Consider the following 18,902-nt stretch of genomic DNA (forward strand, 5'->3'; position numbering starts at 1 on the left):
ATTACTCGATCACCTTGGGCACCAGGTACAGGCCGTTTTCCACGGCGGGGGCGATGGCCTGGTAGGCCTCGCGCTGATTGCTTTCGGTCACCACGTCGGCCCGCAGGCGCTGGGTGGCCTCCAGCGGGTGCGCCAGCGGCTCGACGCCGGCGGTATCCACGGCTTGCATGGCGTCGATCAGGCCGAGGATGTTGTTCAGGGTGCTGGTGGTTTGCGGAATATCCGCCTCGCTCAGGCCGAGTCGGGCCAGGTGGGCGATTTTTTCCACGTCGGAGCGTTCGAGCGCCATTGGGGTCTCCAGAATTTGAGCGGGCAGCTGAAAACCGGCGGGGCGAACGGGAAACAGGTAAAAGTCGCTTTTTTGACGGGCGGTTTGCAGCCGTGCCGGCGGGCGTTTCAGTGCGGAAGCCGGGCAATCTAACACATCGGGCACCTTGCCCAAAAGGCTCATGGTTGGTAGAGTTCGCCGCACTTTTACACCCAGCGTTTTGTTCTAAACGCTCAGTCTTAGGGTTTCCCCATGTTCAAGAAGCTGCGCGGCATGTTTTCCAGCGATCTGTCGATCGATTTGGGTACGGCCAACACCCTTATTTATGTGCGTGAGCGCGGTATCGTGCTGAATGAGCCGTCCGTGGTGGCCATCCGCACCAGCGCCAACAACCAGAAAAGCGTGGTTGCCGTCGGTACTGATGCCAAGCGCATGCTCGGTCGCACCCCGGGCAACATCCAGGCCATTCGTCCGATGAAGGACGGCGTGATCGCCGACTTCAGCGTCTGCGAGAAGATGCTGCAGTACTTCATCAACAAGGTGCATGAAAACAGCTTCCTGCAACCATCGCCGCGCGTGCTGATCTGCGTGCCCTGCAAGTCGACCCAGGTCGAGCGCCGCGCCATCCGCGAATCGGCCCTGGGTGCCGGCGCGCGTGAAGTGTTCCTGATCGAGGAGCCGATGGCTGCAGCGATCGGCGCCGGCCTGCCGGTCGATGAGGCGCGCGGTTCGATGGTCGTGGATATCGGCGGCGGCACTACCGAAATCGCCCTGATTTCCCTGAATGGCGTGGTCTATGCCGAATCCGTGCGGGTTGGCGGCGACCGCTTCGACGAAGCCATCGTGACCTACGTACGGCGCAACTATGGTTCGCTGATCGGCGAATCCACCGCCGAGCGCATCAAGCAGGAAATCGGTACGGCGTTCCCCGGTGGCGAACTGCGCGAGCTGGATGTGCGTGGCCGCAACCTGGCCGAGGGCGTGCCGCGCAGCTTTACCCTGAACTCCAATGAAGTGCTCGAGGCGTTGCAGGAATCCCTCGCCGCCATCGTCCAGGCGGTCAAGAGCGCCCTCGAGCAGTCGCCGCCGGAGCTGGCCTCGGATATCGCCGAGCGCGGCCTGGTGCTCACCGGTGGCGGTGCGCTGCTGCGTGACCTGGACAAGTTGCTGTCGCATGAGACCGGTCTGCCGGTGATCATTGCCGAGGACCCGCTGACCTGCGTGGCCCGTGGCGGCGGCAAGGCGCTGGAAATGATGGATCGCCATTCCATGGACCTGCTCTCCTCGGAGTAAGCCTGTCGCTGTAACAGCAAAGCCGGAAGCCTGATCTTCCGGCTTTGCATTTGTGCCGTACCGCAATGAGGGCGCCATCATCAACCCGCTATTTACCAAGGGACCTTCGCTTGCTACGCGCCTGCTGGTGCTCAGCGTGCTGTCCATTGTGCTGATGGTGGTGGATGCCCGCTTTGACACGCTAAAGCCGCTGCGCAGCCAGTTGGGCCTGGTGCTGACGCCGTTCTACTGGATGGCGGATCTGCCCGGGCGGCTGTGGAGCGACATGACCCAGACGATCAGCAGCCGCAGCGAGCTGCTGGCCGAGAACGAGAAACTCAAGGCCGAAGCCCTGCTGCTGGAGCGGCGCCTGCAGAAGCTGGCCACCCTGACCGAGCAGAATGTGCGTCTGCGCGAGCTGCTCAATTCGGCGGAACTGGTCGATGAGAAGGTGCTGGTTGGCGAATTGATCGGCGTCGATCCCAATCCGTTCACTTATCGCATCCTGATCAACAAGGGTGAAAAGGATGGGGTGTTCATCGGCCAGCCGGTGCTCGATGCGCGCGGCCTGATGGGCCAGGTGGTCGAAGTCATGCCGTATACCGCGCGGGTGCTGCTGCTGACCGATTCGACCCACAGCATTCCGGTGCAGGTCAATCGCAACGGGCTGCGCGCCATCGCCGCCGGCGTAGGCAATCCGGAAAGCCTGGAATTGCGCCACGTGGCGGATACCGCCGATATCAAGGAAGGCGACCTGCTGGTCAGTTCCGGGCTCGGGCAGCGTTTCCCGGCGGGCTACCCGGTGGCCATCGTGACCAGGGTTACCCATGATCCCGGACAACCCTTTGCCGTGGTCCGCGCCAAGCCCACGGCGGGCCTGAACCGCAGCCGCTACGTGCTGCTGGTGGTCAGTGACCAGCGTTCACCGGAGCAGCGTGCCGAGGATGCCGCGCAGGCCCAGGAACGGGCGGACCTGCAGGCGGCGCCTGTGCAACCTGGCAGCACCGCGGCAGCGCCGGCACAGCCAACAGCCACAGAAGGGGCACACTGATGGTCGGCGCGCGCTACCACAACGGCTGGCTGATCTGGCTGAGCATTGCCCTGGGCATGCTGCTCAGCGTGCTGCCAATGGGTTTCATGGAAGTCGGCCGGCCACTCTGGCTGGCGCTGATCCTGAGCTTCTGGACCATGTTCCTGCCGCACCGTTTCGGTCTGGCCAGGGCCTGGGTTCTCGGTCTGGCGGAAGACGTCCTGTACGGTTCGCTGCTGGGCCAGAATGCGCTGATCCTGACCCTGATCACCTTCCTGGTGATGACCCTGCACCGGCGCCTGCGCATGTTCCCGCTGTGGCAGCAGGCCATGGTGCTGCTGGTGGTGTTCGGCCTGGCCCAGTTGCTGCAATTGTGGCTGTACACGCTGTCCGGCAACCGCCCGCCGACCCTGCTGTTCCTGTTGCCAGCACTGGTCAGCGCGCTGCTCTGGCCGTGGGTGTTCGCCATCCTGCGCGGCCTCAGCAAGCGCTTTCACGTCTATTGACCGTGCGCCGGGCCTGTTCCTTTCCAGGAGGTACCCGCATGCCCCCGTTGTATCTGGCCTCGGCCTCACCGCGCCGGCGTGAACTGCTCGCCCAGATCGGCGTGCCCTGCCGGCTCCTGTCTTCCAGTGTTGATGAAAGCCTACTGCCCGGCGAGGCGCCCGAGCAGTACGTCGAGCGCCTCGCGCGGGCCAAGGCGCAGGCCGGGCTGGACATGCTCGAGGCACCCGGCGAAGCCTGTGTGCTGGGGGCCGATACCGCTGTCGTGCTGGATGGCCGGATCCTCGGCAAGCCGGCAGACCGGGAGGAAGCGCGGCAGATGCTGCAGGCGCTGTCCGGGCGCGAGCACCAGGTGCTCACCGCCGTGGCGCTGGCCAGTGCGCTGGGCTGCGAGTCCCGAACGGTGGCCAGCCGGGTGAGCTTTCGGCACATAACCAGCGCGGAAATGCACGCCTACTGGGCTACCGGCGAACCGCAGGACAAGGCTGGCGGGTATGCCATCCAGGGTCTGGCGGCGATCTTTGTCCGCCAGCTGCAAGGCAGTTATTCAGCTGTCGTCGGGCTGCCCTTGTGCGAAACTGCCGAGTTACTGGCTGGCCGCGGGATTTCCTGCTGGCAGTTGCCCGATAACGCATGAGCGAAGCGTGACATGAGTGAAGAGATACTGATCAACATCACGCCGATGGAGTCGCGCGTGGCCGTGGTGGAGAACGGCGTGCTGCAGGAAGTGCATGTCGAGCGCACCCAGCGGCGCGGCATCGTCGGCAATATCTATCGCGGCAAGGTGGTGCGCGTCCTGCCGGGCATGCAGGCGGCGTTCGTCGACATCGGCCTGGAGCGCGCGGCGTTCATCCATGCGGCGGAAATCTCCAGCCGTGAAGGCAGCGCCATCGAGTGCATCAGCCAGCTAGTGCGCGAAGGGCAGGGCCTGGTGGTGCAGGTGACCAAGGATCCGATTGGCAGCAAGGGCGCCCGGCTGACCACCCAGTTGTCGATCCCCTCGCGCTACCTGGTGTACATGCCCAGCACCAGCCATGTGGGCATCTCGCTGCGCATCGAGGATGAGGCCGAGCGCGAGCGGCTCAAGGCGATAGTCACTGGTTGCCTGGCTACGGAAGCCATCGAGGAGGCTGGCGGCTTCATCCTGCGCACGGCCGCCGAGGGTGCCGGCGCCGATGACATCATCGCCGACATCCGCTACCTGCGGCGGCTCTGGGAGCAGATCGCCAGCCAGCGGCAAACCGCGCCGACGCCTTCGGTGATCTACGAGGATCTTTCGCTGGCACTGCGGACCCTGCGTGACCTGGTCAATCCGCGCAGCGAGAAGATCCGCATCGACTCGCGGGAAACCTTCCAGAAGGCCTCGCAGTTCGTCGCCGAGCTGATGCCGGAAATTGCCAGCCGGCTCGAGCACTACCCGGGCGAGCGGCCGATCTTCGACCTGTATGGCGTTGAGGATGAAATCCAGAAGGCCCTGGAGCGCAAGGTACCGCTCAAGTCCGGCGGCTATCTGGTGGTCGACCCGGCCGAAGCGATGAGCACCATCGATGTGAATACCGGCGCCTTCGTCGGCCATCGCACCCTGGAAGAAACCATCTTCAAGACCAACCTCGAGGCGGCCACCTCGATTGCTCGCCAGCTGCGCCTGCGCAACCTGGGCGGGATCATCATCATCGACTTCATCGACATGCAGGACGAGGAACACCAGCGCCAGGTGCTGCGTACCCTGGAGCGGCAGCTGGAGCGTGATCACGCCAAGACCAACATCATCGGCATCACCGAGCTGGGGCTGGTGCAGATGACCCGCAAGCGCACCCGCGAAAGCCTCGAGCAGATCCTCTGCGAGCCCTGCGTCAGCTGTCAGGGGCGCGGCAAGCTGAAGACCCCGGAGACCATCTGCTACGAGATCTTCCGCGAGATCCTGCGCGAAGCCCGGGCCTACCAGGCCGGCGCCTACCGGGTGCTGGCCAACCAGCGGGTAGTCGACCGCCTGCTTGACGAGGAGTCGGCCAATGTCGCCGATCTCGAGGCGTTTATCGGGCGTACCATCACCTTTCAGGTCGAAGCCATGTATTCCCAGGAGCAATACGATGTCGTTCTGCTGTGATGCGCGGCCTGCGGGCCTGAGCGGTTCAGGCGAGTGAGTCGCTGAATGGCCGGACTGCTGCGTCTGCTCAATGCCCTGCTGCGTGCCGTCATCGGTTTCGGCGCGCTGCTGCTGGTGCTGCTCGCGCTGTATGTCAGCCTCGGCCGCGAGCTGATGCCGTTGCTCGCCGAGTATCAACCCGAGGTCGAGCAGCAGGCGCAGGCGGCACTCGGCCTGCCGCTGCGAATCGGCCGCCTGGAGGGCAGCTGGCGCGGCTTCGGGCCGCTGCTGGTGGCGCACGACGTCGAACTGGGGGTGGGCGAGGGACGCTTGCATGTGCAGACCCTGCGCATCAAGCCGGACCTGCTCACCGGCTTGCTTGAGCGCCGCCTGGAAATTCAGCGGGTTGAAGTCGAAGGCTTGCAGCTGGTCCTGCGCCAATCGGCGGAAGGCGCCTGGTCGGTCCCCGGATTGCCGTCAGCGACGGCCCCTGCCACGGGCCCGCAGGCGCTGCTGGAAAACCTGCTGGGGATTTCCCAGCTGCTGCTGCTGGACAGCCAGATCACCCTGCAGCCGTATGCCGAGCCGTCGGTCAGCCTGACCTACGTCGAATTTGAATTGCGCAATGGGCGCAAGCAGCGCCTGGATGGTCACCTGACCCTGCCCGATGGCCTGCCCGCGAGCTTCAGCCTGCGCGGCAAGCTGAACCCGGCGGACTGGCGCAGCAGCCCGGCGCAGCTCTATCTGAGCCTGCCGCAGAGCGACTGGTCGGCACGTATCCCGGCGGCGCTGCTGCACGGCTGGAGCCTTGCGCGGCTAGTCGCCGGTGGCGAGTTCTGGGCGGCGGCCGAGGGCGGCCAGTTGCAGCGTGTGGTGGCGCGGCTGAACGCGCCCGAGCTGATCGCCGCAGCAGACGGGCGCAGTGCCGTGACGGTCGAGGATCTGGCGGTGACCGCCTACCTGGACCGGCGCCCCGAGGGCTACGATCTGCGCCTGGAGTCCCTGGCCCTGAGCCTCGGGCCGACCCGCTTCGGCCCGGTGCAACTGGAATTGCAGCAGCGCGGGGCAACTGCGTCCTCCGGTCAGACCTGGCGCCTGCAGGCGGACCGGCTGGACCTGGCGCCGCTCGCCAGCCTGGCGCTGGCCCTGGCGCCAGCAGCGCCGGCAGTCGATGAGTGGCTGGTCGGGCTCAAGCCGCATGGCCAGCTGCGCAACCTCCAGGTGAGCTTCGAACCGCAGAAAAGCACAGCCGACCGCGTGCAGTTCGCGACCAGTCTTGCCGCCGTGGGGATCACGGCGCATGCCGATGTCCCGGGGCTGGAAAACGTCAGTGGCAGCATCAGTGGCGATCTGGCCCAGGGTGCACTGCGCCTGGCCGCGGAGAATTTCGTGCTCGACCTGGCCGGGATATTTCCCGCGCCCTGGCAGTACCGGCAGGCTGGCGCGTTGCTCAGCTGGACCCTGGATGAGCAGGCGTTCACCCTGCACAGCCCGTATATCCGCCTCGAGGGCGACGAGGGGCGGATTGCCGGTGACCTGAAGATTGCCATCCCGCTGGCGGCAGATCAGTTCAGCTACATGGACCTGCGGGTCGGTCTGCGCGAGGGAAATGCCGCCTTTACCAGCAAGTACCTGCCGCTGCCGTCGGCGCAGTTTTCCGCAGAGCTGGCCGGCTGGCTGAAAAGCGCGCTCGTCAGTGGCGCCATCGATGAGGGCATCTTCCAGTACCAGGGCACGCTGAGTGCCAGCGCGCCAGCCAATTCCAGCACGCTGAGCCTGTACTTCAAGCTGCATGGCCTGGAGCTGGCCTATCAGCCGGGCTGGCCGGCCCTGCGCGAGGCGGCCGGCGAAGTGTTTGTCGGCGCCAACGGGGTGCGGGTGGAGGTCGGCAGCGCACAGGTTCTGGATAGCCAGGTCAGCCAGGTGCTGGCCAGCGTGGCGCCGGCAAGCAACGGCCAGGCGCCGCGGCTGAAGGTCAGCGCCCAGTTGCAAAGCAGCGTCAAGGATGGCCTGGCGATTCTGCAAACGGCGCCGCTGGGTGCCGCGCAGACCTTTGCCGGCTGGCGCGGCGAGGGTGCGCTGGCCGGCAAGCTGGCCCTGGATATTCCGCTGGATGGCCACTCGGCGCCCCAGGCGGTGGTGGATTTTGCTGCGGATGGCGCACAGCTGAGCATTCCCGCCCCGGCCCTGCAGCTGACCCAGATCAGCGCGGCATTTCGCTACAACACGGCCACCGGCCTGAGCTCCCCGCGCCTGCGCGCACGCGCCTTCGGTGAGGCGCTGAGTGGCAGGATCGTCGCCGAAGGGGCGCGCGGGCGGACCCGCACCCGCATCGAGGTCAACAGCAAGATTGCCCTCGGCGACCTGACCGGCTGGCTGGGTATCGCCGCACAGCCGTTGCCGCTGAGCGGCAGCATACCGTACCGTTTGAATGTAATTCTCGATGAAAACAGCCAACTGCAGGTGGATTCCAACCTGCAGGGCCTGGCGGTTGAGCTGCCGGCCCCGTTCGGCAAGACCGCCGGTGAGATCCGCGCCACGCAATTCCGCATGCCCCTCAGCGCCAGGGACCCGAGCTACTGGGTGAAGTATGCCGAGCTGGCCAGCCTGGCGCTGGCCATCCCTGGCGGCAAGCTGGACGCCGCGCGCGCCGAGCTGGTGCTGGGTGGCCAGGCGGCGCGTTTGCCGGCAGACACCGGGCTGGCAGTGCGTGGCCGGCTGGCCGAGCTGGATGTCGCAGCCTGGCAGGCACTGGCCAAGCGCTACGCCAGCCAGGGCGCCGGTCTCGATCCGTCGATGCTGCGCTCGGCCAGTCTGCAGGTCGACCATTTCAGCGGTTTCGGCCTGGATGCCCGTGATCTGGCCCTCAGCCTCAGCCGGCAGAACGCCGCCTGGCTGGTCGGGCTGAACAGCGAGATAGCCGAGGGACAGGTCAGCCTGCCAGACCAGGCCGACCTGCCGGTTGCCCTGGACTTCAAGCGTGTCAGCCTGCCCGAACCGGCCAGCACCGATGCCGAGGCCATTGCCAAGCCTGATCCGCTGGCCGCGATTGCCCCCGCCAGCCTGCCACCGATGGATGTGAAGATCGACCAGGTCCTGCTCGGCGGCGAAGCACTGGGGGCCAGCTCGTTCAAGGTGCGTCCGGCTCCCGGTGGTGTGCGCTTCAGCCAGTTGAAGCTGAACCTCAAGGGCTTGCTGGTCACTGGCGCTGCCGGTTGGGAGGGTCCGCTCGGGGCGACGCGCTCCTGGTACAAGGGCCGGCTGCAGGGGGCGGATCTGGGGACTGTGCTGCAGGCCTGGAACTTCGCGCCCTCGGTCACCAGCGAGCGTTTCCGGGTGGATGCCGATACCCGCTGGCCGGGTTCGCCGGCGTGGGTCAGCCTGGCCCGGCTGTCCGGCAGCCTGGACGGGAGCATGCACAATGGCCGCTTCGTCGAGGTCCAGGGCGGCGGCAGCAATGCCCTGCGGGTGTTCGGCCTGCTCAACCTGAGCGCGATCGGTCGCCGGTTACGCCTGGATTTCTCCGACCTGTTTGGCACGGGCATGGCCTACGACCGGGTGGGTGTGCTGCTGGTCGGCAACGATGGGGTGTTCGTTACCCGCGAGCCGATGGAGGTCAAGGGGCCTTCCGCCAAGCTGGAGCTGGATGGCACGCTGGATATGGTCACCCAGAAAATCAACGCCAAGCTCTTTGTGACCCTGCCGGTGTCCAATACCGTTACCATGGCGGCGCTGCTGGCCGGCGGCCCGGCGGTGGCCGGGGCCTTCTTCGTCGTCGACAAGGTCGCCGACAAGCTGTTTGGCACCAGCACTTCCAGCCTGGCCCGGGTGCAGTACCAAGTGCAGGGCAGCATGGATAATCCGCAGATCACTTTCTTCAAGCCATGAGATGACGTGCATGTCGGGAGGGGCGCTTTCATGAGTCTGGCGGTGTTGCAGATGGTCAGCCAGGAGGCTGTACCGGCCAACCTGCTGGCTGCCCGGCGGCTGCTGGAGCGTGCGGCGGAGAGCGGTGCCCGGCTGGCAGTGCTGCCGGAAAACTTCGCCGCCATGGGCCGTCGTGACCTGGCCGGGCTGGCGCGTGCCGAAGCGGCCGGCGAGGGCCCCCTGCTGCCCTGGCTGCGGCAGGCGGCGCGCGACCTTGGCCTGTGGATCGTGGCCGGGACGCTACCGTTGCCACCCGATGAGCAGCCGCTGGGTCGGCCGCACGCAACCTCGCTGCTGATCGATGAGCACGGCGAGCGGGTAGCGCGCTATGACAAGCTGCACCTGTTCGATGTCGAGGTGGCCGACAGCCGCGGGCGTTATCGCGAGTCGGAGGATTACCTCCATGGCGCGCGGGTGGTGGTGGCCGATACGCCGGTCGGGCGCCTTGGCCTGAGCGTCTGCTATGACCTGCGCTTTCCCGAACTTTACCTGGCCCTGCGTGCCGCCGGCGCCGAGCTGATCAGTGTCCCGGCCGCCTTCACCGCGGTTACCGGGGCCGCGCACTGGCAGGTATTGCTGCGCGCCCGCGCCATCGAAACCCAGTGCTACCTGCTCGCCGCCAATCAGGGTGGGCAGCATCCCGGCGGACGCGAGACCTTCGGCCACTCGGCGATTGTCGATGCCTGGGGGCGGGTCCTTGCCGAGCAGCCGCTGGGTGAGGCAGTGCTGCTGGCCGCGCGTGATCCGGCCGCCCAGCAGGCCATTCGGCAAAACATGCCGCTGGCCAGCCAGCGACGCTTTTCTCCACCAGGCGCTCCCTTGCCGGTGGACCAGGAGAACCCATGAGTGATTTGTTGTCATCGGTCAGCGCGCATCTGCTGAACCCCGGCGAGCTGAGCATCGAGCAGCTGCCCGACGTGCTGGGCGAACTTGCCGGTCCCGGCATCGACGCCGCCGACCTGTACTTCCAGAGCCAGATTTCGGAAAACTGGGTACTTGAGGACGGTATCGTCAAGGAAGGCAGTTTCAATCTGGATCAGGGCGTCGGGGTGCGCGCCCAGTCTGGCGAGAAGACCGGCTTTGCCTACAGCAATACCATCAGCCGCAAGGCGCTCGGCGAAGCCTCGCAGGCCGCGCGCTCGATTGCCCGCGCCGGCCAGAACGGCCGCGTCGAGGTGCTGCGCCACGCAGCCTGTGTGCCCCTCTATCCGGCGCAGAATCCGCTGGAAGTCCTCAGCCGCGCGGAAAAGGTTGATCTGCTCAAGCGCATCGATGCCGCCACCCGGGCACTGGATCCGCGCATCCAGCGGGTCACCGTCAGTCTCTCGGGGGTCTGGGAGCGCATCCTGGTCGCCGCCAGTGATGGCAGTCTGGGCGCCGATGTGCGGCCGCTGGTGCGTTTCAATGTCGGGGTGATCGTCGAGCAGAATGGCCGACGCGAGCGCGGCAGCCACGGTGGCGGCGGGCGCAGTGATTATCGCTACTTTCTGGAGCAGGATCGGGCCATGGGGTACGCGCGCGAAGCGCTGCGTCAGGCCCTGGTCAACCTCGAAGCGCTGCCGGCGCCGGCCGGCAGCCTGCCGGTGGTGCTCGGCCCGGGCTGGTCCGGGGTGCTGCTGCACGAGGCGGTCGGCCACGGCCTGGAGGGTGATTTCAACCGCAAGGGCAGTTCGGCCTACAGTGGCCGTATCGGCGAGCGGGTCGCATCCAGCCTGTGCACCATCGTCGATGACGGCACCCTGGCCGGACGCCGCGGGTCGCTGAGTCTGGACGACGAGGGCACGCCGACGCAGTGCACCACGCTGATCGAGAACGGCGTGCTCAAGGGCTACATGCAGGACAAGCTGAATGCCCGCCTGATGGGCGTGGCGGTAACCGGCAACGGCCGGCGCGAATCCTATTCCTGCCTGCCGATGCCGCGCATGACCAATACCTACATGCTGGCCGGCGCCAGCGATCCGGCAGAGATCATCGCCTCGGTGCAGCGCGGCATCTACTGCGCCAACCTGGGCGGTGGCCAGGTCGATATCACCAGCGGCAAGTTCGTGTTTTCCACCAGCGAGGCCTACCTGATCGAGAACGGCCGCATCACCACGCCGGTCAAGGGCGCCACCCTGATCGGCAATGGGCCGGAGGCAATGAGCCGGGTGTCGATGGTCGGCAATGACCTGGCGCTGGACAGCGGCGTGGGCACCTGCGGCAAGGATGGCCAGTCGGTACCGGTGGGGGTCGGCCAGCCAACCCTGAAGATAGATGCGATCACCGTGGGTGGCACCGGGGCGTAGACGGGGTCGAGCGTAGCGCTGGCCGGCGCGACGGCGCGGCCAACCCGCCCTGCAGTAATTAACGCAGCCCGCGCTGCACTTCATCCAGTTCGCGAATGTACTTGAACACCTTGCGTGCGGCGGCCGGCGGTTTGTTGTGGGCCGCTTCGTGCTGGGCATGGCGGATCAGGCTGCGCAGTTGCTGCCGGTCGGTCGCCGGATATTCGGCAACAAAGGCTTCCAGGGTGGCGTCGTCCCCGCCGATCAGGCGGTCGCGCCAGCGCTCTAGGCCATGGAAACGTTCGTTGTACTGGCGGGTTGAAGCGTCCAGCTGGTCGATCAGCGCGCTGATGCCTTCGACATCCGCATCGCGCATCAGCTTGCCGATGTATTGCAGGTGCCGTTTGCGGGCAATATGCGCCTTGTGCTTGGGCGCATCGGCCAGGGCTTTTTGCAAGGGCTCGGTGAGTGGCAGCTTGGCCAGCAGATCCGGCTTGAGCGTGGTCAGGCGCTCGCCCAGGTCCTGCAGGGCGTGCAACTCGCGCTTGACCTGGGTTTTGCTCTTCTCCTCGGAGAAGTCATCGTTTTTTTCAGACATGGGACGTATCCAGAAGATAACGCTGCCATGATAACCACTCGGGGGCCGCTTGTCCGGCTTGCCCGCCTAGCGTTGCAGAGGGATGGAGTAACAGATGAGTGCGGTAGAAAATGTAGGCCCGGAAGCGCTGTCCAAGTTGCAGGAGCAGGTTGAGCAGATCATTGCCGAAGCCCGCCGGCAGGGAGCCAGTGCCTGCGAGGTGGCGGTTTCCCTGGAGCAGGGGCTGTCGACCACGGTACGCCAGCGTGAGGTCGAGACCGTCGAGTTCAATCGCGACCAGGGCTTTGGCATCACCCTGTATGTCGGCCAGCGCAAAGGCTCGGCGAGCACTTCGGCCAGTGGCGCCGAGGCGATCCGCGAAACCGTCGGTGCCGCACTGGCGATCGCCGAGCATGCTTCGGAAGACCCGTTTGCCGGGCTGGCCGAGCCTGGCCTGATGGCCCGCGAACTGCCTGATCTGGACCTCTACCACCCCTGGTCGATCACTCCGGAGCAGTCGGTCGAGCTGGCCCTGGAGTGCGAGGCGACGGCCTTTGCCAGCGATGCGCGGATCAGCAATGCCGACGGGACCTCGTTGAGTACTCACCGCAGTTGCCGGGTCTACGGCAACAGCCATGGCTTTCTGGGTAGCTATGCGAGTACCCGGCACAGCCTGAGTTGCGTGATGATCGCCGAAAGCGCTGGCCAGATGCAGCGCGACTACTGGTACGACGTCAGCCGCCAGGGCGAGGCGCTGGCGTCAGCGGCCAGCATTGGCCAGCGTGCCGCGCAGCGCACGGTCGCCCGCCTGGGCGCGCGGCCGGTAGCCACCTGCGAGGTACCGGTAGTGTTTTCCGCAGAGCTGGCGGGCGGTCTGTTCGGGCATTTCCTGGCGGCGGTTTCCGGTGGCAACCTCTATCGCAAATCATCCTTTCTGGAGGATTCCCTGGGCCAGCAGCTGTTCCCCGAGTGGCTGAGCCTGCACGAGAATCCGCATATTCCGAGGGCCCTGGCGAGCGCCGCGTTCGATGCCGATGGCCTGGCGACCTATGCCAAGCCCTTCGTCCAGGACGGCGTGATTGTCTCCTACGTGCTGGGCACCTACTCCGGGCGCAAGCTGGGCCTGCCGAGCACGGCCAATGCCGGCGGCGTGCATAACCTGCTGGTCAGCCATGGCCATGAGGATCAGCGCGCGCTGCTCAAGCGCATGGGCCGCGGCCTGCTGGTCACCGAGCTGATGGGGCAGGGGCTGAACCTGGTGACCGGCGATTACTCGCGGGGTGCCGCCGGTTTCTGGGTCGAGCATGGCGAGATCCAGTATCCGGTGCAGGAAGTGACCATTGCCGGCAACCTGCGCGACATGTTCCGCCAGATTGTCGCAGTGGGCAGCGACCTGGAAATGCGCAGCAACATTCGCAGCGGTTCGGTACTGATCGAGCGGATGACGGTGGCCGGCAGCTGACCCTGGCGGCCGGAGGCTGGGCGAGCTTACTCGCCTTCGTCGAAGTAGTTGTTGATCAGTTCGCTCAGCCCCGCCAGGGCTTCAGCTTCCTGTTCGCCGTCGGTCTGCAGGTGAATGTTGGTACCTTTGCCGGCAGCCAGCATCATGACCGCCATGATGCTCTTGCCGTCGACCAGGTTATCCGCGTTGCGGCCAACCTTGATCTGGCAGGGATAGCGTCCGGCAACGCCGACGAATTTGGCGGCGGCACGGGCGTGCAGGCCGAGCTTGTTGATGATGGTGATTTCGCAGGCGAGCATTGCCGGGGCTGTTCCTTAGCTGAGGTCGCGGTGGCGGACCTGAATGTTCTTCAGGCCCGGCTTGAGCGCTGCGCCGAGCCTTTCGGCAAGATAGACCGAGCGGTGATGGCCGCCGGTGCAGCCAATCGCAATGGTGACATAGGAGCGGTTGCTGGCGGCAAAGCGCGGCAGCCATTTGCTCAGGTAGGCAAAAATGTCATCGAACATTTCCTCCACATCTGCCTGCCCGTTCAGGTAGTCGATCACCTCGCGATCCTTGCCCGATAGGTTGCGTAGGTCTGCCTTCCAGTACGGATTGGGCAGGCAGCGCACGTCAAACACCAGGTCCGCATCCACCGGCATGCCGCGCTTGAAGCCGAAAGACTCGACGAGAAAGGCGGTACCGGGTTCCGGCTTGTTCAGCAGGCGCAGCTTGATGCTGTCCCGCAGCTGGTAGAGGTTCAGGTGGGTGGTGTCGAGTTTGAGGTCGGCCAGATCGGCGATCGGGCCGAGCAGGATGCTCTCATCCTTGATGGCTTCGGCCAGCGAGCGGGTATCCGACGTCAGCGGGTGGCGGCGACGGGTTTCGGAAAAGCGCTTGAGCAGGGTGTCGTCGTCGCTGTCCAGATAGACCACGTCACAGTGGATATGCTTGGCGCGGACTTCCTCGAGCAGTTCGGGAAAACGTTCGAGCTGACTGGGCAGGTTGCGGGCATCGATGGATACCGCTACCTGCGGCTGCATGAGGTCTGTATTGAGTAGCGCACGCTCGGCCAGTTCGATAAGCAGGCCGGCAGGCAAGTTGTCGATGCAATAGAAACCGTTGTCCTCAAGCACATCCAGAGCGGTGCTTTTCCCCGATCCGGAGCGGCCGCTAACGATGATCAGGCGCATGGCATTGCTCCTTATTGATCGTTTTGCGCGTCCACAATCAGCTGATAAAGCCTTTCGCTGCTTTGTGCCTGGCGCAGGCGCTCGCGTACTTCACTGCGATTGAGCATGCTGGCAATCTGCCGCAGCAGTTCCAGGTGGGCATCGGTGGCGGTTTCGGGTACCAGCAGGACGAACAGTAAATCAACCGGTGCGCCGTCGATGGCATCAAAGTCTACCGGGGCATCCAGGCGCAATACCGCACAGATCGGCGTCGGGCAGCCTGTCAGGCGGCAATGCGGGATGGCAATGCCGTTGCCGAAACCGGTGGAGCCAAGTTTTTCGCGGGCAATCAGGCTCTCGAAAATATCCTGGGTATCCAGGTTCGGAAGGTCACGGGCGACGAGACTGGCGATTTGTTCGAGTACACGCTTTTTGCTGCCGCCCGGCACGTTCACCAGAGAACGGCCGGGGGTCAGGATTTGCTCAATTGAGATCATGGGTAGGATATGGGCTTATCGGGCGGTAACGCCCTGCTTGTGGTCAAGCTGCTTTTCCTTGTGCTTGATCAGTTGACGATCGAGCTTGTCGGCGAGCAGGTCGATGGCGGCGTACATGTCTTCGTGTTCGGCACTGGCCACGACTTCGCGTCCAGCGACATGCAGGGTCGCTTCGATCTGCTGCTTGAGCTTTTCGATCTGCATGATCACTTGTACGTTGGTAATTTTGTCGAAATGGCGTTCAAGTCTGCCAAGTTTTTCCCCGACGTAGTCACGCATGGCGTCGGTCACATCCAGTTGATGTCCACTGATGTTCACTTGCATACCGCATTCTCCTTGTTGCCGTGTATTGGTGACAGATTACTGAATCTGCCACCGGGACACTGTTGCCTTGGATCAAGCCAGTTCACATCAAGCGCTTGCGCTCGCTGGAAGGCGCAATGCCAAGGGATTCACGATATTTTGCGACAGTCCGGCGAGCTACCTGAATGCCTTGTGCTTCCAGTAGACCTGCAATCTTGCTGTCACTCAACGGCTTTTTCTGACTTTCCGCAGCCACCAGTTTCTTGATTATGGCCCGGATCGCCGTAGACGAGCACTCTCCGCCTTCGGCGGTGCTCACATGGCTGGAGAAAAAGTATTTCAGCTCGTAAATGCCGCGCGGCGTATGCATGAATTTTTGCGTGGTCACCCGCGAAATGGTCGACTCATGCATGCCAACGGCCTCGGCAATATCATGCAGGACCAGTGGTTTCATGGCCTCATCGCCGTATTCGAGGAAGCCCCGCTGGTGTTCGACAATCTGCGTGGCAACCTTCATCAGGGTTTCGTTGCGGCTTTGCAGGCTCTTGATGAACCAGCGTGCTTCCTGCAACTGGTTGCGCATGAAGGTGTTGTCCGCGCTGGAATCCGCGCGCCGCACAAAACTGGCGTACTGCGGGTTCACCCGCAGGCGCGGGACGGCTTCCTGGTTGAGCTCCACCAGCCAGCGGTCATTGTGCTTGCGCACCAGTACATCGGGTATCACGTACTCCGCTTCACTGGCCTCGATCTGCGAACCGGGGCGCGGGTTGAGTTGCTGGATCAGCTCGATGGCCGGCTTGAGTTCGGCTTCCTTGATCTTCATCTTGCGCATCAGCAGGGTGTAATCGCGACTGCCGAGCAATTCGAGATAGTCACTCACCAGGCGCTGCGCTTCGGCTAGCCAGGGGGTGTCGCCCGGCAGCTGGCGCAGCTGGATCAGCAGGCATTCGCGCAGGTCGCGGGCGCCGCAGCCGATCGGCTCGAACAGCTGGATGCGGTGCAGCACGGCTTCGATCTCGTCCAGCTCGATATCCAGTTCCGGATCGAAGGCTTCCAGCACTTCCTGCAAGGACTCTTCCAGATAGCCATCGTTGCTGATGCAGTCGATCAGGGTGACGGCGATCAGCAGGTCGGTTTCCGACATCTGGGTCAGGTTCAGCTGCCAGAGCAGGTGGCTTTGCAGGCTTTCGCCGGCTGAGGTGCGGGTGGTGAAGTCCCACTCGTCATCGTCGTTGCTGGGCAGGCTGCTGGCGCTGGTCTGGTAGATGTCTTCCCAGGCGGTGTCTACCGGCAATTCGCTGGGAATGCGCTCGTTCCAGTCGCCTTCTTCGAAGCGCTCGGCATTGTCTGCCTGCTCCTGGAAGGTGTTTTCCTGGTTGGCCGCGGGAGCCGCTGCGGCGGTTTCTCCGTGGTCGGCCAGGGGATCGTCATTGTCGAAGTCTTCGCCTTCTTCCTGGCGCTCGAGCATCGGGTTCGCTTCCAGCGCTTCCTGGATTTCCTGTTGCAGGTCCAGGGTCGACAGCTGGAGCAAACGGATTGCCTGTTGCAGCTGCGGAGTCATGGTCAGCTGCTGGCCCATCCTGAGGACTAGCGAAGGTTTCATAACTTGAATGGGTACGCCTTGTTTGCTGACGGATAGTGGTCAACCGGTTCGAGTCGCTGGCTGCCGGGCTGGGGGAAAGTATATGCCGTTATCAGGCTGTATTCCCCGGGCCGGGCTGATGGTTCGCTGGGTTTACAGGCGGAACTCGTGCCCCAGGTAGACGTCCTTGACCAGTTGATCGGCCAGTATGGTTTCCGCATCGCCTTCGGCAATCAGCTGGCCGTCGTTGACAATGTAGGCGATTTCACAGATGTCCAGGGTTTCGCGCACGTTGTGATCGGTAATCAGCACGCCGATACCCTTGGACTTGAGGTGGTGGATGATCTGCTTGATATCCCCGACCGAGATCGGGTCAACCCCGGCAAACGGCTCGTCGAGGAGGATGAACTTGGGCGAAGTGGCCAGTGCCCGGGCGATTTCCACCCGCCGCCGCTCGCCGCCCGAGAGGCTCATCCCCAGGGTGTCGCGGATGTGGTGGATGTGGAACTCTTCCAGCAGGTTTTCCAGGGCCAGCTGCCGTCCTGCGCGATCCAGGTCCTTGCGTGTCTCGAGGATACCCATGATGTTGTCGGCCACGCTGAGCTTGCGGAAAATCGAGGCTTCCTGCGGCAGGTAGCCGATACCGGCGCGGGCACGGCCATGCATGGGCAGATGGCTGAGATTGAGGTCATCGATCAGCACGCGACCCTGGTCGGCCTGGACCAGGCCGACGATCATGTAGAAGCAGGTGGTTTTCCCTGCACCATTGGGTCCCAGCAAGCCGACGATCTGGCCACTGTCGATGGACAGGCTGACGTCGCGGACAACTTGCCGACCCTTGTAGCTTTTTGCCAGGTGCTGGGCTTTCAGAGTCGCCATCAGGGAGCCTTTTGTTCGGGTTTTTTCTTCGGCAGGATGACCATGTCGATGCGCGGCTGCGGGCTGCTGATCGAAGTGTCCTTGGCCCTGCCGGCATTCACGATCTGGCGCTGGGTGTCATAGACGATTTTCTCGCCCCTGAACGTGTTGCCTTCCTGAACGACCTTGGCCTGGTCTATCAGGACGATGCGCTCGGTCGGTGCAAAATACTGGATGGTCTTGCCGTAAGCCTTTACCAGGGCTTTGTCCGTCGAGGGTTGCTGCTCGTAATAGGCCGGCTCGCCGACTGCGGTGAAGACTTCGATGTCACCCTGCTGATCCTGGGTAATGGTGACCTGGTTGCCGGTGATCTTCAGGCTGCCCTGGGTGATCACCACGGCGCCGCGATAGATCGCCACGCCTTGCTTGTCGTCCAGTTCGGCGCTGTCGGCCTGGACCCGGATCGGCTGGTCACGGTCGGTAGGCAGCGCCAGGGCTGCAGGGGCGGAAATCAGGCTGCCCAGGCTGACAAGCAACAGGGGAAGGGTTTTAACGAAGCTCATGCTGGCCTCTTACGTTGGAGAGCAGGAGCATCCTGCCTTCATTCAGATACGCTTTCATTCCGTTTGCCGTGGTTACGCCATTGGCGGCCTCGATTTTAACGGCTTGCTTGGTCTCGGCATATTCCTGGTCAGGAAATACTGTCATGCGGCTGGTTGTCAGCAGCGTCTGGCGGCCCTGGAGGTCGGTACGCTGAACACTGACCGCATCGATCAATTCTACCTGCTTTCCGCCTGGCGCAACTTCGCCAAGCTGACTTTGCACATGCCAGGGTTGCTCGTCCTTGCGGTACAGCAACAGGTCAGGCTGGCTCATCAGGGTGATGTCGGTGGCCTTGACATGCTCCAGCTTGTCGGCCTCGACCCGGTAATTGAGGCTGCCATCTGCCTTGAATTGCCGGGTGTGCGGATTCACCACGAAAAAATCAATCGACGCTTCCGGGCTGTCGCCGATTTGCGCTTCGCCGAAGCTTTCCGGACGAATATTCCAGTAGCCAAGCGCGATCAGCAGCGCCGCGATGGGCAGGAAGAGCAGGGCTTGGCGTAGGTTGTTCGACATGG

19 protein-coding genes are annotated in these 18,902 nt (G+C 64.1%); 9 read left to right on the forward strand and 10 right to left on the reverse strand.

Annotated elements, in window-relative coordinates; genetic code table 11:
• Nucleotide 1: 1 nt before the first annotated feature.
• Nucleotides 2-289: an Asp-tRNA(Asn)/Glu-tRNA(Gln) amidotransferase subunit GatC gene (gene gatC / locus ISX93_RS09380; RefSeq protein WP_195778460.1), complete on the reverse strand. Its 288-nt coding sequence runs from the start codon at nt 287-289 to the stop codon at nt 2-4.
• Nucleotides 290-520: 231 nt separating this feature from the next.
• Between gatC and mreB the strand changes: the two genes are divergently transcribed.
• The 8 genes from mreB to tldD all read left to right on the forward strand — a co-directional run bounded on the left by mreB (nt 521) and on the right by tldD (nt 11,372).
• The gene (mreB, locus tag ISX93_RS09385; protein ID WP_195778461.1) at nt 521-1,561 is read left to right on the forward strand and encodes a rod shape-determining protein MreB; all 1,041 of its coding nucleotides are present in this window, start codon (nt 521-523) and stop codon (nt 1,559-1,561) included.
• Nucleotides 1,562-1,688: 127 nt separating this feature from the next.
• Entirely contained in the window at nt 1,689-2,591 is a 903-nt protein-coding gene (gene mreC, locus ISX93_RS09390) for a rod shape-determining protein MreC (protein ID WP_374987673.1), read from the forward strand.
• Nucleotides 2,591-3,076 (forward strand): rod shape-determining protein MreD, encoded by a 486-nt coding sequence (gene mreD, locus ISX93_RS09395; protein WP_195778462.1) that lies wholly within the window; start codon nt 2,591-2,593, stop codon nt 3,074-3,076. Before mreC ends, mreD begins: the two co-directional genes overlap by 1 nt.
• A 38-nt stretch (nt 3,077-3,114) precedes the next feature.
• Nucleotides 3,115-3,711: a Maf family protein gene (locus ISX93_RS09400; protein ID WP_195778463.1), complete on the forward strand. Its 597-nt coding sequence runs from the start codon at nt 3,115-3,117 to the stop codon at nt 3,709-3,711.
• A gap of 12 nt (nt 3,712-3,723) precedes the next feature.
• Nucleotides 3,724-5,181: a ribonuclease G gene (gene rng, locus ISX93_RS09405; RefSeq protein WP_195778464.1), complete on the forward strand. Its 1,458-nt coding sequence runs from the start codon at nt 3,724-3,726 to the stop codon at nt 5,179-5,181.
• A gap of 45 nt (nt 5,182-5,226) precedes the next feature.
• A complete protein-coding gene (locus ISX93_RS09410) occupies nt 5,227-9,048 on the forward strand; it encodes a YhdP family protein (protein WP_195778465.1) in 3,822 nt (1,273 codons plus the stop codon).
• Between the two features lie 30 nt (nt 9,049-9,078).
• A complete protein-coding gene (locus ISX93_RS09415; protein WP_195778466.1) occupies nt 9,079-9,933 on the forward strand; it encodes a carbon-nitrogen hydrolase family protein in 855 nt (284 codons plus the stop codon).
• Nucleotides 9,930-11,372: a metalloprotease TldD gene (gene tldD / locus ISX93_RS09420; RefSeq protein WP_195778467.1), complete on the forward strand. Its 1,443-nt coding sequence runs from the start codon at nt 9,930-9,932 to the stop codon at nt 11,370-11,372. The genes ISX93_RS09415 and tldD overlap by 4 nt, the downstream gene beginning before the upstream one ends.
• 58 nt (nt 11,373-11,430) lie before the next feature.
• Here tldD and yjgA read toward each other — a convergent pair whose 3' ends face one another.
• Nucleotides 11,431-11,949, reverse strand: a complete 519-nt coding sequence (yjgA, locus tag ISX93_RS09425) for a ribosome biogenesis factor YjgA (RefSeq protein WP_195778468.1) — start codon at nt 11,947-11,949, stop codon at nt 11,431-11,433.
• A 94-nt stretch (nt 11,950-12,043) separates the two neighbouring features.
• Here yjgA and pmbA point away from each other — a divergent pair, with 94 nt between their 5' ends.
• Entirely contained in the window at nt 12,044-13,390 is a 1,347-nt protein-coding gene (gene pmbA, locus ISX93_RS09430; protein WP_195778469.1) for a metalloprotease PmbA, read from the forward strand.
• A 26-nt stretch (nt 13,391-13,416) separates the two neighbouring features.
• On the opposite strand, the gene ISX93_RS09435 is transcribed toward pmbA, so the two are convergent.
• From ISX93_RS09435 to lptC, 8 genes are all read right to left on the reverse strand, one after another.
• Nucleotides 13,417-13,689, reverse strand: coding sequence for an HPr family phosphocarrier protein (locus ISX93_RS09435; RefSeq protein ID WP_195778470.1), 273 nt, complete (start codon nt 13,687-13,689; stop codon nt 13,417-13,419).
• A gap of 15 nt (nt 13,690-13,704) precedes the next feature.
• On the reverse strand, nt 13,705-14,562 hold the full coding sequence (gene rapZ / locus ISX93_RS09440; RefSeq protein ID WP_195778471.1) for an RNase adapter RapZ: 858 nt from the start codon (nt 14,560-14,562) through the stop codon (nt 13,705-13,707).
• 11 nt (nt 14,563-14,573) lie between these two features.
• The gene (ptsN, locus tag ISX93_RS09445; protein WP_195778472.1) at nt 14,574-15,038 is read right to left on the reverse strand and encodes a PTS IIA-like nitrogen regulatory protein PtsN; all 465 of its coding nucleotides are present in this window, start codon (nt 15,036-15,038) and stop codon (nt 14,574-14,576) included.
• Nucleotides 15,039-15,053: 15 nt separating this feature from the next.
• A complete protein-coding gene (hpf, locus tag ISX93_RS09450) occupies nt 15,054-15,362 on the reverse strand; it encodes a ribosome hibernation-promoting factor, HPF/YfiA family (RefSeq protein ID WP_195778473.1) in 309 nt (102 codons plus the stop codon).
• 82 nt (nt 15,363-15,444) lie between these two features.
• Complete coding sequence (locus ISX93_RS09455; RefSeq protein ID WP_195778474.1) at nt 15,445-16,944, reverse strand: RNA polymerase factor sigma-54; 1,500 nt, start codon at nt 16,942-16,944, stop codon at nt 15,445-15,447.
• Between the two features lie 132 nt (nt 16,945-17,076).
• The gene (gene lptB, locus ISX93_RS09460) at nt 17,077-17,802 is read right to left on the reverse strand and encodes an LPS export ABC transporter ATP-binding protein (RefSeq protein WP_195778475.1); all 726 of its coding nucleotides are present in this window, start codon (nt 17,800-17,802) and stop codon (nt 17,077-17,079) included.
• Nucleotides 17,802-18,344, reverse strand: coding sequence for a lipopolysaccharide transport periplasmic protein LptA (gene lptA, locus ISX93_RS09465; protein WP_195778476.1), 543 nt, complete (start codon nt 18,342-18,344; stop codon nt 17,802-17,804). The genes lptB and lptA overlap by 1 nt, the downstream gene beginning before the upstream one ends.
• Nucleotides 18,331-18,900, reverse strand: a complete 570-nt coding sequence (lptC, locus tag ISX93_RS09470) for an LPS export ABC transporter periplasmic protein LptC (protein WP_195778477.1) — start codon at nt 18,898-18,900, stop codon at nt 18,331-18,333. Before lptC ends, lptA begins: the two co-directional genes overlap by 14 nt.
• Nucleotides 18,901-18,902 lie beyond the last annotated feature (2 nt).

It is taken from the genome of Pseudomonas sp. N040, from assembly GCF_015637705.1.
GTDB lineage: Bacteria > Pseudomonadota > Gammaproteobacteria > Pseudomonadales > Pseudomonadaceae > Aquipseudomonas.

What these genes read in the sequence shown, in the direction of transcription:
- gatC (WP_195778460.1), bottom strand. Translation starts at nt 289, where the DNA reads ATGGCGCTCGAACGCTCCGACGTGGAAAAAATCGCCCACCTGGCCCGA.
- mreB (WP_195778461.1), top strand. Translation starts at nt 521, where the DNA reads ATGTTCAAGAAGCTGCGCGGCATGTTTTCCAGCGATCTGTCGATCGAT.
- mreD (WP_195778462.1), top strand. Translation starts at nt 2,591, where the DNA reads ATGGTCGGCGCGCGCTACCACAACGGCTGGCTGATCTGGCTGAGCATT.
- ISX93_RS09400 (WP_195778463.1), top strand. Translation starts at nt 3,115, where the DNA reads ATGCCCCCGTTGTATCTGGCCTCGGCCTCACCGCGCCGGCGTGAACTG.
- rng (WP_195778464.1), top strand. Translation starts at nt 3,724, where the DNA reads ATGAGTGAAGAGATACTGATCAACATCACGCCGATGGAGTCGCGCGTG.
- ISX93_RS09410 (WP_195778465.1), top strand. Translation starts at nt 5,227, where the DNA reads ATGGCCGGACTGCTGCGTCTGCTCAATGCCCTGCTGCGTGCCGTCATC.
- ISX93_RS09415 (WP_195778466.1), top strand. Translation starts at nt 9,079, where the DNA reads ATGAGTCTGGCGGTGTTGCAGATGGTCAGCCAGGAGGCTGTACCGGCC.
- tldD (WP_195778467.1), top strand. Translation starts at nt 9,930, where the DNA reads ATGAGTGATTTGTTGTCATCGGTCAGCGCGCATCTGCTGAACCCCGGC.
- yjgA (WP_195778468.1), bottom strand. Translation starts at nt 11,949, where the DNA reads ATGTCTGAAAAAAACGATGACTTCTCCGAGGAGAAGAGCAAAACCCAG.
- pmbA (WP_195778469.1), top strand. Translation starts at nt 12,044, where the DNA reads ATGAGTGCGGTAGAAAATGTAGGCCCGGAAGCGCTGTCCAAGTTGCAG.
- ISX93_RS09435 (WP_195778470.1), bottom strand. Translation starts at nt 13,689, where the DNA reads ATGCTCGCCTGCGAAATCACCATCATCAACAAGCTCGGCCTGCACGCC.
- rapZ (WP_195778471.1), bottom strand. Translation starts at nt 14,562, where the DNA reads ATGCGCCTGATCATCGTTAGCGGCCGCTCCGGATCGGGGAAAAGCACC.
- ptsN (WP_195778472.1), bottom strand. Translation starts at nt 15,038, where the DNA reads ATGATCTCAATTGAGCAAATCCTGACCCCCGGCCGTTCTCTGGTGAAC.
- hpf (WP_195778473.1), bottom strand. Translation starts at nt 15,362, where the DNA reads ATGCAAGTGAACATCAGTGGACATCAACTGGATGTGACCGACGCCATG.
- ISX93_RS09455 (WP_195778474.1), bottom strand. Translation starts at nt 16,944, where the DNA reads ATGAAACCTTCGCTAGTCCTCAGGATGGGCCAGCAGCTGACCATGACT.
- lptB (WP_195778475.1), bottom strand. Translation starts at nt 17,802, where the DNA reads ATGGCGACTCTGAAAGCCCAGCACCTGGCAAAAAGCTACAAGGGTCGG.
- lptA (WP_195778476.1), bottom strand. Translation starts at nt 18,344, where the DNA reads ATGAGCTTCGTTAAAACCCTTCCCCTGTTGCTTGTCAGCCTGGGCAGC.
- lptC (WP_195778477.1), bottom strand. Translation starts at nt 18,900, where the DNA reads ATGTCGAACAACCTACGCCAAGCCCTGCTCTTCCTGCCCATCGCGGCG.